The organism is Pseudoalteromonas sp. G5_S1_54_S4, assembly GCF_054968565.1.
Map to the genome: position 1 here is coordinate 50,582 of NZ_JBQKUL010000010.1, position 13,401 is coordinate 63,982.

Here is a 13,401-nt window from a genome sequence, read left to right on the forward strand (position 1 = left end):
CAAGGGCTAGGCTTGAAAACCAGTGCTTAACTTATCATACCGTTTAGATTTGAAAAGCCCCTAAAAGCACTTTTTTTGGCTTTTTTACTGCTTTTTCGGTGTTTCGACTGAAAAACTATCAACTGGATGCACTAAAGCAAGCTTTAATACCTCATCAATCCATGTAACTGGGTGAATATCAAGACCCGCCAATACATTGTCAGGTATCTCTTTTAAGTCACGTTCGTTAATTTTTGGAATGATGACCGTTTTAATCCCACCACGGTGAGCCGCTAATAATTTCTCTTTTAAACCACCAATAGGCAATACTTCACCACGTAAGGTAATTTCACCTGTCATGGCTACATCAGAGCGCACCGCATTACCGGTTAAGCTTGAAACCAAACACGTTACCATTGCAATACCGGCACTTGGGCCATCTTTAGGTGTTGCACCCTCAGGTACGTGTACGTGAATATCGCGCTTTTCATAAAAGTCGCTATTAATACGCAGCTCATCAGCACGATTACGCACAACGGTCATTGCCGCTTGAATCGACTCTTGCATTACATCGCCTAACGAGCCGGTGTAAGTCAATTTGCCTTTACCTGGTACTGCAGCACATTCAATCGTGAGTAAGTCACCACCGACTTCTGTCCATGCTAGGCCTGTAACTTGGCCAATACGGTCGCCATCTTCTGCTTTACCGTAATCAAAGCGCTGCACACCTAAGTATTCTTCAAGGTTATCTGCATCAATTGTCACTGTTTTAGTGTCTTTTTCGATTAAGATATTTTTAACCGCTTTACGACATAGCTTAGATACTTCACGCTCTAAATTACGCACGCCCGCTTCACGAGTGTAATAACGGATAATACCAATGATAGCACTGTCGGCAATTTCAACTTCTTTAGCTTTTAAACCATTACGCTTAATTTGCTTAGGAATTAAATGTTCTTTAGCAATATTTAGCTTTTCGTCTTCGGTGTAACCCGATAATCGAATCACTTCCATGCGGTCTAATAAAGGACCTGGAATATTAAAGCTGTTTGAGGTTGCAACAAACATCACATCAGATAAGTCGTAATCAACTTCTAAGTAATGGTCCGCAAAGTGACTGTTTTGCTCAGGATCCAATACTTCTAACAATGCTGATGCAGGGTCACCGCGCATATCTGCTGACATTTTGTCAATTTCATCTAACAAGAATAATGGGTTTTTAACGCCCACTTTAGTCATGTTTTGAATTAACTTACCAGGCATAGAGCCAATGTAAGTACGACGATGCCCACGAATCTCAGCCTCATCGCGTACACCACCGAGTGCCATACGAACGTATTTACGACCCGTTGAACGCGCAATAGACTGTCCAAGTGATGTTTTACCTACACCTGGCGGTCCAACTAAACATAAGATTGGCCCTTTAAGTTTATTTGTGCGCTGTTGTACTGCGAGGTACTCAATAATGCGCTCTTTGACTTTATCAAGGCCGTGGTGGTCGCTATCTAATATTTTTTGCGCGCCGGCTAAGTCTTTTTTCACCTTGGAGCGTTTTTTCCACGGTACGTTAATTAACGTATCTATGTATGAGCGAACAACACTGGCTTCTGCCGACATTGGCGACATCATTTTAAGCTTATTTAACTCAGCTGTGGCTTTTTCTTTCGCTTCTGATGGCATGCCAGACTCTTCAATACGCTTTTTCAACGCTTCAAATTCATCCGGTACGTCATCAATTTCACCCAACTCTTTTTGAATCGCTTTCATTTGCTCATTGAGGTAATACTCACGCTGCGATTTTTCCATTTGCTTTTTAACGCGGGTGCGAATTTTCTTCTCAACTTGCAATAAGTCTATTTCACCTTCCATCAGCGCCATTAAGTACTCTAAACGTTCTGTAACGCTAGATATTTCAAGTACTTTTTGTTTTTCAGGCACTTTCAATGGCATATGTGCAGCCATGGTATCAGCAAGGCGCGCTGGCTCATCAATACCAGAGACCGAGGTCATGACTTCAGGTGGAATTTTTTTATTTAATTTTACATAGCCTTCAAACTGGCTCAATGCACTACGAATAAAGATATCTTGTTCTTGTTCGTTCACTGAATCCGATTCAATGAACTGTGCATTAGCAACGAAAAAGTCTTCGTTATCAACAAACTCTTCGATATTCGCACGTTGTGTGCCTTCAACTAATACTTTTACTGTACCATCGGGTAGCTTTAATAATTGAAGTACAGTCGCAATTGTCCCAACACGATAAATATCGTCTTTCTCAGGCTCATCTACAGTTGCATCTTTTTGTGCAACTAAGAAAATTTGTTTGTCTTTATCCATTGCCGCTTCAAGGCATTTTATTGATTTTTCACGGCCTACAAAAAGCGGGATCACCATGTGTGGATACACCACCACATCGCGCAGTGCTAGCACAGGGATTTCGACTCGATCGTTTCTCTCAAGCGTCATTGTATTTTCTCTTTGCACTTCATTTATTTAAAGATTACTCAAGTATATGGGGATAACCTAATTAAAGTTCAACAATTTTTGTTAACTCGATTAAATTAATTATAAAAAAAGGAGCCATTGGCTCCCTTTTTTTATAATTCGCTCAGAATTTAATCTGCCGCAGCATGTTCTTGATTACTGCTGTCATAAATTAAGATAGGATCAGACTCACCTTTAATAACGGTTTCATCAACAACCACTTTGCTAACGTTATCAATTGAAGGCAGCTCATACATAGTATCAAGCAATACACCTTCTACGATTGAACGTAAGCCACGCGCACCGGTTTTACGTTCCATTGCTTTATGAGCAATAGCACGCAGTGCGTCATCACGAAACTCAAGCTCAACATCTTCCATACCAAACAATACTGAAAACTGTTTAGTAATGGCGTTTTTAGGCTCACTTAGAATTTGTACCAGCGCGGCTTCATCAAGTTCTGTCAGTGTTGCAACCACAGGTAAACGTCCAATAAACTCTGGAATTAAACCATATTTTACTAAATCTTCTGGCTCAACATCTTTAAATGTTTCACTCAGAGAACGGCTCGCCGCCGACTCTTTAACGTCAACACCAAAACCAATACCGGTGTTTTTGTGGCTACGCTGTTCAATAACTTTATCAAGACCAGCAAATGCACCACCACAAATAAACAGTATTTTAGAAGTGTCTACTTGCAGGAACTCTTGCTGTGGATGTTTACGTCCACCTTGTGGCGGAACAGAAGCCACTGTACCTTCAATCAGTTTAAGTAAGGCTTGTTGTACACCTTCACCTGATACATCACGTGTGATTGATGGGTTATCTGATTTACGAGAAATTTTGTCAATTTCATCAATGTAAACAATACCACGTTGTGCTTTTTCTACGTCGTAGTCACATTTTTGTAAAAGCTTTTGAATAATGTTTTCAACATCTTCACCTACATAACCGGCTTCGGTTAGTGTGGTGGCATCGGCCATAGTAAACGGCACATCAAGTAAACGAGCTAACGTTTCAGCTAATAATGTTTTACCACTCCCGGTTGGGCCAATTAATAAAATATTACTTTTACCTAGTTCAACGTCTTGTTTAGTTGATTGATTGCGTAAACGCTTGTAGTGATTGTAAACCGCTACAGACAATACTTTCTTCGCATGGTCTTGACCAATAACGTAGTCGTCTAAGTGGTTACGAATTTCTTTTGGCACAGGTAATTTGTCAGCGGCATCATGCTTAGGCGCGATGTCTTTAATTTCTTCCCTGATAATATCATTACACAGCTCTACACATTCATCACAAACGTATACTGAAGGTCCTGCAATTAATTTTCGAACTTCATGCTGGCTTTTGCCACAAAAAGAGCAGTATAACAATTTATTACTTTTGTCGCCGTCTGTAGGAGTGTCAGACATTCAGCTACCTCATTTTATTACGTTGGCCACCAAAGTCTTGGTGGCTATTTTAACACGCTTTAACTATACCAAAATTTAGTGTTTTTCGCATAGTAACTCTCATTAGCAAGCATCACTGCTTGCAGGCATACTTACTTGCTACCGCGATTAGTAAATACTGAGTCAACAATACCGTAATCTACAGCTTGGCTTGCACTCATAAAATTGTCACGGTCTGTATCGCGTGAAACAACGTCAAGCGGTTGGCCAGTATGCTCAGCCATTAAGCGATTTAATTTGTCTTTAATAGACAGGATTTCTTTCGCGTGTATTTCAAAATCAGATGCTTGACCTTGGAATCCACCTAACGGTTGGTGAATCATCACGCGTGAATTTGGTAAACAAAAACGTTTACCCTTCGCGCCACCAGACAGTAAAAATGCGCCCATGCTAGCCGCTTGGCCTACACAGATTGTGCTTACGTCTGGTTTAATGAAGTTCATTGTATCGTAAATAGCCATTCCCGCAGTGACAGAGCCACCCGGTGAATTGATATATAAGAAAATATCTTTTTCTGGGTTCTCTGATTCTAAAAATAGCATTTGCGCTAAGATCAGGTTTGCCATGTTGTCTTCAACTTGGCCCGTTAAAAAGATAATACGCTCTTTTAATAGTCTCGAATAAATATCAAACGAGCGCTCGCCTTTAGCTGTTTGCTCAACAACCATAGGGACTAATGCGTTTAGGGGATCTGTCATACCAGTGTTCATACTTATTTAATTCCTTATGCGCTTATACTTATTCTAAGAAAAGCATAATGATCATTTTTAGCTAATTAAGAACCACAAACTAAAATGGCCCGGGCACACTGCATAAACAGAGTAACACGAGCCATTTAATCGTTAGCGAGCGCTTAAGTCAATGACTTATTATGCACCTTGCTGTGGATTCATGATGTCATCAAATGCTTTTTCAACATCAGTCACAGTTGCTTTAGCCAAAATAGCTTCAACAGCTTGCTCTTCCATTGCTACATTACGCATTTGCTGCATTAGTTGATCATTTGCTTTGTAGTATTCTACTACTTCAGTTGGATCTTCGTATGCAGAAGCTACAGTAGCAATTAATGCTTCAACTTTAGCGTCATCAACTTTGATGTCGTTTGCTTTGATCACTTCGCCTAATAATAGGCCAGTTTTAACTCGTGTAACTGCTTGTTCGTGGAACAATTCAGCAGGAAGCTCTGGCATGTTTTGACCATTGCCACCAAAACGTTGAGCAGCTTGCTGACGTAATGCGTCAACTTCTTGGTCGATTAATGCTTTAGGCACTTCAACTTCGTTTTGCTCTAAAAGACCTTTGATTGCTTGGTCTTTAACGTTAGCTTTAACCGCTTGGTCTAGCTCACGCGTCATATTCTTTTTAACTTCTTCTTTAAGAGCGTCTACGCCGCCTTCGGTAACACCGAATTTAGTTGCAAACTCATCGCTTAATTCAGGTAATTCTTGCGCTTCAACTTTTTTCACTGTGATAGTGAATTGAGCCGCTTTACCTTTTAAGTTTTCAGCATGGTAATCTTCAGGGAAAGTTACATCAGCAACCACTTCTTCGCCTGCTTTTTTGCCAACGATGTTATCTTCAAAACCTGGGATCATACGACCTTGGCCAAGTTCTAATGGGAAGTCTTCAGCTTTGCCGCCTTCAAATTCTTCGCCGTCGATAGTACCAACGAAATCAACCGTTACACGGTCGTTTGCGCCAGCTGCTGCATCAACATCAGCCCAAGAAGCGTGTTGCTTACGAAGTGTTTCTAGCATGTTTGCTAAATCTTCGTCAGTAACTTCTACCGCTGGTTTTTCAACAGCAATTTTCTCTAAACCTTGAACTTCAACTTCAGGATAAACTTCAAATGTTGCTGAGAATTCTAAATCTTTACCTGCTTCAAGTGCTTTAGGAGCAAATGTTGGTGCGCCTGCAGGGTTAATTTTTTCAGCAACAATTGCTTCAATGTAATTACGTTGCATTACTTCGCCAGCAACTTCTTGACGAACAGCTGGTCCGAAACGCTTGTTGATTACTGATACTGGAACTTTACCAGCACGGAAACCGTCGATACGCTGCGTTTTTGACAGTTGTTGTAAGCGTTTTTTTACTTCGGTCTCAACGTTCTCTGCAGGAACGGTGATGGTCAGACGGCGCTCAAGGCCTTGAGTCGTCTCAACAGAAACTTGCATGATTTACCTCAATATTCAATTTTGGCGACTGTTCGCCTTCCTTACAAACAAAGTAATCTATAGGCGTCTTGATAAAATTCAAGCTTTGGGGCTTAAAAAAATCCGTCGCTACCAGGAGATACCATTGCTGCTCTGCCCTTAGGGCACTATATTATTAAACAAATAGACGCGGCATTATAACCTAATATTTATGATAGTCGAGTGTAGGGGGCAATTATTTGGGGTAGATCAGGGTAGATAACGACTAAGCGAATAAAAAACAGACTAATTAAGTGAAAATACGATAAATAAAGAAAAAATTAAGAGTGTTGTGTAATAAAAGTAGAATTTAGATGTGTTTTACTTAGGGGAAAATGGTCGGCGATGCAGGATTTGAACCTGCGACCCCTTGGACCCAAACCAAGTGCGCTACCAAACTGCGCTAATCGCCGATATAACTTTTCTTGAATACTTAAATGTTGGATTTAAGACCACTTATAAGAAAGTGGTCGGCGATGCAGGATTTGAACCTGCGACCCCTTGGACCCAAACCAAGTGCGCTACCAAACTGCGCTAATCGCCGATATTCTTTTTGTAAATTGGGGTGACTGATGGGGCTCGAACCCACGACAACCGGAATCACAATCCGGGGCTCTACCAACTGAGCTACAATCACCACGGCATTACAGTGTTTTCAAAATGGCGCACCCAGAAGGATTCGAACCTTCGACCGACGCCTTAGAAGGGCGTTGCTCTATCCAGCTGAGCTATGGGCGCATCGAAAACTTCATAGTTCACTAGTAAGTTAAATTGTTATGAATAAACATAAAAAATGGTCGGCGATGCAGGATTTGAACCTGCGACCCCTTGGACCCAAACCAAGTGCGCTACCAAACTGCGCTAATCGCCGATACTTACTATTGTCTGCGAGTGACCTCGTTGACAACGGGGTGCATAATAGTGATTTGACTGGGTTAGGTCAAACGTTTTTTTAAGAAAACAAATCAATTGCTCATTTTTAGTTCATAATGGTCAAATATTACGATACAGGGATAAAATTTAAACTCTTTTTTATAATTCGAGCGCTTATACTTTAAAAGCAACTTGGCGCTTAACCGCTTTTCTGCGAAAATAGTCGCCATATTAAAAAATGAGTAAGATAAAGGTGTTTTCTTTATCGGCATTTTAACCCCTATATATGCATTCGTTTTTTAAATGTATCGGTATCAAGTTAATTAACCTAATTAAAGGTCACCCATGACGGCAAACATCATTGATGGTAAAGCAGTAGCAAAACAAGTACGTAGCGCAGTGGCTGAACGAGTTTCAGAACGTGTTGCACAAAACCTTAGAGCCCCAGGATTAGCTGTGGTACTTGTTGGACAAGATCCAGCAAGCCAAGTTTACGTTGGTTCAAAACGTAAAGCCTGTGAAGAGGTTGGTTTTATTTCTAAGTCATTCGACTTACCAGCAGACACCACAGAGCAAGCGCTATTAGCATTAATTGATGAGTTGAATGTTGATGGTGAAATTGATGGTATTTTAGTGCAGCTCCCTTTACCAGAGGGCTTAGATGCAGAAAAAATTCTTGAGCGTATTACTCCACACAAAGACGTTGATGGTTTTCACCCTTATAATATTGGCCGATTAGCACAGCGTATGCCTGCTCTTCGTCCATGTACACCTAAGGGTATTATTACTTTACTAGATTCAACCGGCGTACGTTACAAAGGCATGCATGCTGTGGTTGTTGGTGCCTCTAATATTGTGGGTCGACCTATGTCACTTGAGCTGTTACTCGCCGGATGTACCACCACTGTTTGCCATAAGTTTACCCAAGATTTAGAAACGCATGTACGTCGTGCTGACTTACTGGTTGTAGCAGTGGGTAAACCTGAATTTATTCCGGGTGATTGGATAAAAGACGGCGCCATTGTTATTGATGTAGGTATTAACCGTTTAGACAACGGTAAATTAGTGGGTGATGTAGAGTACGCAGTTGCAGAGCAAAAAGCTGACTTTATTACCCCTGTACCAGGCGGTGTGGGCCCAATGACGGTTGCCAGCTTAATTGAAAATACGCTAGAAGCGTGTGAAAAATATCACAGCTAATAAACAAAAAATAAAGTAATGAAGAGCCCGCTTAATTGCGGGCTTTTTGTATCATCATTCTTCGTTTTATTAATGCCAAGCCTTGTGGCAATACCGAAAATACGATCATTAATAACATAATCGCGTACTGCCAACTTTCATATTGTTCGTTAATCAATAACCCTGCACATAAAATGCCGGCAATTGGGTTAGCTATAGTGCCAAAAGTAAATTCAACCACTGTCATTCGCCCTAATAACCAAACATACAAAATATAGGCTAAAGCAGTGTTAGGCACCACTAGCCAAAATAACGCCAGCCATTGGGTGATATTTATTGATGCAGTTAAAAATTGATACTGCTGGGGAGCAAAATAAAAAGCCTGTATTGCAGCAGCAATCGCTAGCAAACTGCCACCAATGATTAATTGCCACGTAAGTACCGTCCACCAGTGTACTTTAGCGGTCACTTTTTTTACCAGCGTACTGCCTATAACAATAGTCAATAGCGCCCCTATCAGTGCCACTACTCCCAATAAATTAAGTGCAATATGTTGTGGGTCAAATAAGCGCCATGCTAAAACCACTAAAGCAAGGGCACAAAATCCTTGCACTAACGCTGGCTGTTGTCGTTTAACAAGCCAGGCATACAATAATGCCACTACCGGTACAGACACCATACCGACACCTGCAATCGCAGCAGGTAAATTAATCGCCATTACAAAAATAAAACTAAAAAACAACGCAATATTGATTGCGCCTATTAGAAAAATGCCTGGCCACTGTTTAGCCGTTGGCCAAGAAGGTTTAAATAACAACAATAATAAACCAGCAGGGAGTGCACGTATGGCTCCTAGCAAAATTGGCGGCCACTCTGGGGTTGCGTATTTAGTTACCGCATAAGTCGTTCCCCATAAAAAAGCTGGGATCATGGCAAGTAAAATATTCATTAATTTTCCATTTTTAAATTGATGAATGCGAGTTTAAAACCTCAACTATAATTGAGGTCAACAATATCAATTTTATTAAAAGCATAATCAATCTAATGCAATTGATATAACCAAAAAAGGGTTACCCTATGGCAACCCTTTTTTTGTGTTCAGCGCGTTATGGCTAAATCCGCAAAGCTCAACAAACCTTAAGCTTTACGCCACGTTGTTTTTCCCGCTGAATCTTCAAGTACTACACCTAACGCATTTAGAGCATCGCGAGCTTCATCTGCTGCAGCCCAATTTTTACTGGCACGTGCGTCATTACGTTTTACAATCAGTGCCTCAATTTCAGCCACTTCATCGTCGTTTTGACCGCCTTGTAAAAATGCCTCTGGTGCTTGTTGAGCAATACCAAGTATTTCACCTAAGCTACGTAGAATAAAGGCTAAATGTCCTGCTTTTTCGCTATCACTGTCTTTTACACGATTTAGCTCTTTAGCAACTTCAAACACAACCGGTAATGCTTCTGGCGAATTAAAGTCATCATTCATGGCTTTTCTAAACTTAGCCACATACTCATTACCCTCAAGCTCACATTCAACTGGCTCAACGCCACGTAATGCGGTGTAAATACGCTCAAGAGACGAACGTGCTTGGTCTAAGTTTTCTTGAGAGTAATTGAGCTGACTGCGGTAATGACCTGATATTAAAAAGTAACGAACCGACTCTGCGTCATATTGTTTTAATACCTCACGAACGGTAAAAAAGTTATCTAACGATTTAGACATCTTCTCTTTATTCACTTGTACCATACCGGTGTGGATCCAAGTATTTACATACTGGCCATTATTTGCACAACATGATTGCGCGATTTCGTTTTCGTGGTGCGGGAACTGTAGGTCTGAACCACCACCATGAATATCAAAATGCTCACCTAAATGCTTAGAGCTCATTGCTGAACATTCTATGTGCCAACCAGGGCGACCCTCACCCCAAGGTGATGACCACGACGGCTCCCCTGCTTTGGCTTTTTTCCATAAAACAAAATCAAGAGGATCGTCTTTATCTTGAGCTACTTCAACACGCGAACCTGATTGCAACATGGTTAAATCTTGTTGCGAAAGAGCTCCGTATTGCTCAAAGGTAGAAACATCAAATAAAACGTCGCCATCGGCTGCAACATAAGCGTGGCCTTTGGCAATCAAACGCTCAACCATAGCAATAATTTCATCCATGTGGCCGGTTACGGTTGGCTCTATATCAGGACGTAGCATATTTAAACTGTCAAAGTCTTCATGCATGGCTTTAGTCATACGAACGGTTAAGTCGTTAATCGCCTCACCGTTTTCATTTGCGCGCTTGATAATTTTATCATCAACATCGGTAATATTACGTACATACTTTAAATCGTAACCTAAGTGGCGAAGGTAGCGAACAATTACATCAAAACCCACAAATGTGCGTGCATGGCCAATGTGACAGTAATCATAAATGGTGATACCACACACATACATGTCGATTTTTCCATCGACCATAGGTTTAAACTCTTCTTTTTGGCGTGTCAGTGTGTTGTATATTTGTACCATTTAGTTGCTTTCCTTCACGATTAACAGAAAAGCTATGTTACCACTTGCTAAGCACGGGCTCTAGCGGTTTATAACAAACCTAACATCTACTTTGTTAATCTGAGTCAACTACGATAAAATAGCGCCAATATTTAAACTAGCTATAGGAAACCTCATGGTTGTTCTACACACAAACTTTGGTGATATCACCATTAAAATGCACGAAAGCGAAGCTCCAAATACAGTAAAAAACTTTTTAGAGTATGCAAACTCAGGTTTTTATAACGGCACTATTTTTCACCGTGTAATTGATGGTTTTATGGTTCAAGGCGGTGGTTTTGCATCTGGCATGGAGCAAAAAGAAGTAAACGACCCAATTGAAAATGAAGCTAACAACGGCCTATCTAACAAAGTAGGTACTTTAGCAATGGCGCGTACGCCTGATCCACACTCAGCTACAGCGCAATTTTTCATTAACGTGAATAACAACGACTTTTTAAACCACAGCAGTGAAACATCACAAGGCTGGGGTTACTGTGTGTTTGCTGAAGTAGTGGAAGGCATGGACGTAGTAAATAAAATCAAAGGTGTTGCTACAGGTAGTAATGGTTTTCACCAAGATGTACCACTTGAAGATGTGGTAATTGAAAGTGTAACTGTAAGCTAAAACCTCCTTATTCTTCACAGAATACATAAAGCGGGTATTCACCCGCTTTTATTTAACTGGAATCACCATGACTCGCCAAACCTACTTTATTGCCGATTTACATTTGAGTGAAAATCGCCCAGATATTACAGCGGCATTTTTTAAATTTTTACACTCCCATATTGTTCCTCAAAAAGTAGACGCCCTATATATTTTAGGTGATTTTTTTGAAGTTTGGGTTGGTGACGATTATGTTAGCGAACTCTCAGCAGCAGTGGCAGAACAACTAAAAGCGGTTAATAACTTAGGTATTCCTATCTATTTTGTACACGGTAATCGCGACTTTATCATGCGAGAACAGTACGCCGATATGGCAGGAATGACCTTACTGAATGAGCAAACAGTGATCGACCTCTACGGCACTCCTACTGTCATTTTGCACGGTGATGAAATGTGTACCCAGGATGTTGAGTACCAAAAGTTTCGTCGAAAGAGCCGTGGTTGGTGGTGGCCTAAACTTATGCTTGCTATGCCATTGTGGTATCGTAAAAAAATAGCCCGTGATGCACGTGAAAAAAGTAAGCTCAGCCAAGCTAATAAGCCAATAGAAATACTGGATGTGGTGCAAAGCGCAGTACTCGAAACCTTCGCCAAACATAACGTGGCTAATATGATCCACGGCCATACTCACCGCCCTGATGTACATACCTATGAAGTTAATAACCAAACGCTTACTCGCACAGTATTGGGCGATTGGTATACTCAAGGATCGTATTTAGTGGTGACCCCTAATTTTCAAGAGTTAGTTTCGACCCCCTTGTAGGGTTTTTAGCCTTTATTGACTAATTGTAATGAGACTTTGCTTTTAAGTCAGGTAAAGTAATAATAAATTGTGTTTTAAAATAGGTATCGCTTTGTGGTTCTGAATGAAGTTTGATGTCCCCTTTTAAAACCTTGGTTACCCATTGATAAACTATATATAAACCTAAACCCGTGTTACCTCTAGCTGTAGTATAAAAGGGTTCAAATATATCTGCCTTTATCTCACCATTAGCATCTTTGCCATTATCTGACACGCTCAGCCTCACCCTATTATTAGTCGCTTGTTCGACTTTTATTTCTATTACCCCCTCCTGCTTTTCATCAAAAGCATGGTTTAGCGCATTAACCACTGAGTTTTCGACCACCTAAGAAATAATACCTGGCAAGCTAATTATATGTTTATTAAGTAAAAAACAGTTTTCACTTTTATTGGCGAGTTTTTTAACCTGGAGTTTAATGACAATAATAGCTCTTCAATAATTTTTTCAATATCACATGCTATAAATTAATCATTATGGCGATCAATCGCCATTTTTTTAAAACTTTTTACTAATACGGCGGTTTTATTTAAATTAATTTTAGCCAGCGCTAGGCTCTCTCCAATACTTGTTGTAATACTTTCTAACGTTGATTTAGTCTGCCCCTGTTTCATCGCTTCATTTAATTTATTCAATGACATATCTGCATTTGAAACAGAAATAACGGTTCCACCGATAGGCGTATTCATTTCATGAGCAACACCTGCCACGAGCAACCCTAATGAGGATAGTTTTTGCGCTTCAATTAACCCTTCTTGCAGTTGCTGCTTAATTGTGGCATCAAGCTCACGATTAACGATATCTAGCTCTATCTTTTCAATATGTAATTTATGTGACAAGGCTAATAGCTGATTTTGAAACTGCTAATTTTTTTAAGCACAGCATAGGAAAGAGGCCATATCGTGCTTAGCGTTAATACTTCTAGATGCTTCAAGCACCAGCTATAAACCTTGCTTAGCTGACCTAATTTGTGAAATATACTCCCATGTACGTATGTTACTATTAACAATTGATTGCAGCTTATCTGCTGTAATATCTGATTTATTCCAGTATTCATCGATATCGAGCATTTTCATGATACCGCTCTCTGGTGCAAAACCAGGTTGCCTCTTAACAGCACAATACGCATTTCTGCGTTACCGATGACCTCTCGAATAGTATTCACTAAACGCAGACCCGAGTCATCCTCCTCCATCACCACATCTGTGAACTCCCCATCGACGCCACTCCGTGTCGAT

The 13,401-nt window shown here is 40.5% G+C and carries 11 protein-coding genes, 5 tRNA genes and 1 pseudogene; 3 read left to right on the plus strand and 14 right to left on the minus strand.

The window, feature by feature from the left end:
- Window positions 1-84: 84 nt before the first annotated feature.
- The 9 genes from lon to ACTRWE_RS06230 form a co-directional block, all read right to left on the minus strand.
- Window positions 85-2,445 (minus strand): endopeptidase La, encoded by a 2,361-nt coding sequence (gene lon, locus ACTRWE_RS06190; protein WP_013465448.1) that lies wholly within the window; start codon window positions 2,443-2,445, stop codon window positions 85-87.
- Window positions 2,446-2,594: 149 nt separating this feature from the next.
- Window positions 2,595-3,878, minus strand: coding sequence for an ATP-dependent protease ATP-binding subunit ClpX (clpX, locus tag ACTRWE_RS06195; protein WP_013465449.1), 1,284 nt, complete (start codon window positions 3,876-3,878; stop codon window positions 2,595-2,597).
- 131 nt (window positions 3,879-4,009) lie between these two features.
- On the minus strand, window positions 4,010-4,627 hold the full coding sequence (gene clpP / locus ACTRWE_RS06200) for an ATP-dependent Clp endopeptidase proteolytic subunit ClpP (protein WP_013465450.1): 618 nt from the start codon (window positions 4,625-4,627) through the stop codon (window positions 4,010-4,012).
- 159 nt (window positions 4,628-4,786) lie between these two features.
- A complete protein-coding gene (tig, locus tag ACTRWE_RS06205) occupies window positions 4,787-6,091 on the minus strand; it encodes a trigger factor (protein WP_058155052.1) in 1,305 nt (434 codons plus the stop codon).
- 354 nt (window positions 6,092-6,445) lie between these two features.
- A tRNA-Pro gene (locus tag ACTRWE_RS06210) sits at window positions 6,446-6,522 on the minus strand.
- Window positions 6,523-6,576: 54 nt separating this feature from the next.
- A tRNA-Pro gene (locus tag ACTRWE_RS06215) sits at window positions 6,577-6,653 on the minus strand.
- A gap of 17 nt (window positions 6,654-6,670) precedes the next feature.
- Window positions 6,671-6,746 (minus strand) — tRNA-His (locus ACTRWE_RS06220).
- 24 nt (window positions 6,747-6,770) lie between these two features.
- A tRNA-Arg gene (locus tag ACTRWE_RS06225) sits at window positions 6,771-6,847 on the minus strand.
- A gap of 56 nt (window positions 6,848-6,903) precedes the next feature.
- Window positions 6,904-6,980: transfer RNA gene (locus tag ACTRWE_RS06230), tRNA-Pro, on the minus strand.
- A 347-nt stretch (window positions 6,981-7,327) separates the two neighbouring features.
- Here ACTRWE_RS06230 and folD point away from each other — a divergent pair.
- Window positions 7,328-8,182, plus strand: a complete 855-nt coding sequence (gene folD, locus ACTRWE_RS06235; protein WP_013465452.1) for a bifunctional methylenetetrahydrofolate dehydrogenase/methenyltetrahydrofolate cyclohydrolase FolD — start codon at window positions 7,328-7,330, stop codon at window positions 8,180-8,182.
- Between the two features lie 31 nt (window positions 8,183-8,213).
- On the opposite strand, the gene ACTRWE_RS06240 is transcribed toward folD, so the two are convergent.
- Window positions 8,214-9,110, minus strand: a complete 897-nt coding sequence (locus ACTRWE_RS06240) for a DMT family transporter (protein ID WP_462879679.1) — start codon at window positions 9,108-9,110, stop codon at window positions 8,214-8,216.
- Between the two features lie 188 nt (window positions 9,111-9,298).
- The gene (cysS, locus tag ACTRWE_RS06245; RefSeq protein ID WP_013465454.1) at window positions 9,299-10,678 is read right to left on the minus strand and encodes a cysteine--tRNA ligase; all 1,380 of its coding nucleotides are present in this window, start codon (window positions 10,676-10,678) and stop codon (window positions 9,299-9,301) included.
- Window positions 10,679-10,832: 154 nt separating this feature from the next.
- Between cysS and ACTRWE_RS06250 the strand changes: the two genes are divergently transcribed.
- Both ACTRWE_RS06250 and ACTRWE_RS06255 read left to right on the plus strand, forming a co-directional pair.
- Entirely contained in the window at window positions 10,833-11,324 is a 492-nt protein-coding gene (locus tag ACTRWE_RS06250) for a peptidylprolyl isomerase (protein WP_008111051.1), read from the plus strand.
- Between the two features lie 67 nt (window positions 11,325-11,391).
- Window positions 11,392-12,126, plus strand: a complete 735-nt coding sequence (locus ACTRWE_RS06255) for a UDP-2,3-diacylglucosamine diphosphatase (protein ID WP_036981895.1) — start codon at window positions 11,392-11,394, stop codon at window positions 12,124-12,126.
- Between the two features lie 19 nt (window positions 12,127-12,145).
- Here ACTRWE_RS06255 and ACTRWE_RS06260 read toward each other — a convergent pair whose 3' ends face one another.
- The 3 genes and pseudogenes from ACTRWE_RS06260 to ACTRWE_RS06270 all read right to left on the minus strand — a co-directional run.
- On the minus strand, window positions 12,146-12,475 hold the full coding sequence (locus tag ACTRWE_RS06260) for an ATP-binding protein (RefSeq protein ID WP_254843661.1): 330 nt from the start codon (window positions 12,473-12,475) through the stop codon (window positions 12,146-12,148).
- A gap of 155 nt (window positions 12,476-12,630) precedes the next feature.
- Window positions 12,631-13,002, minus strand: coding sequence for a sensor histidine kinase (locus ACTRWE_RS06265; RefSeq protein WP_252729905.1), 372 nt, complete (start codon window positions 13,000-13,002; stop codon window positions 12,631-12,633).
- Window positions 13,003-13,022: 20 nt separating this feature from the next.
- Window positions 13,023-13,373 (minus strand): annotated as a pseudogene (locus ACTRWE_RS06270) (DUF3369 domain-containing protein); the annotation flags it as partial.
- Between the last annotated feature and the right edge of the window lie 28 nt (window positions 13,374-13,401).

Coding starts and splice junctions, on each gene's coding strand:
- lon (WP_013465448.1), bottom strand. CDS start 2,445: ATGACGCTTGAGAGAAACGATCGAGTCGAAATCCCTGTGCTAGCACTG.
- clpX (WP_013465449.1), bottom strand. CDS start 3,878: ATGTCTGACACTCCTACAGACGGCGACAAAAGTAATAAATTGTTATAC.
- clpP (WP_013465450.1), bottom strand. CDS start 4,627: ATGAACACTGGTATGACAGATCCCCTAAACGCATTAGTCCCTATGGTT.
- tig (WP_058155052.1), bottom strand. CDS start 6,091: ATGCAAGTTTCTGTTGAGACGACTCAAGGCCTTGAGCGCCGTCTGACC.
- folD (WP_013465452.1), top strand. CDS start 7,328: ATGACGGCAAACATCATTGATGGTAAAGCAGTAGCAAAACAAGTACGT.
- ACTRWE_RS06240 (WP_462879679.1), bottom strand. CDS start 9,110: ATGAATATTTTACTTGCCATGATCCCAGCTTTTTTATGGGGAACGACT.
- cysS (WP_013465454.1), bottom strand. CDS start 10,678: ATGGTACAAATATACAACACACTGACACGCCAAAAAGAAGAGTTTAAA.
- ACTRWE_RS06250 (WP_008111051.1), top strand. CDS start 10,833: ATGGTTGTTCTACACACAAACTTTGGTGATATCACCATTAAAATGCAC.
- ACTRWE_RS06255 (WP_036981895.1), top strand. CDS start 11,392: ATGACTCGCCAAACCTACTTTATTGCCGATTTACATTTGAGTGAAAAT.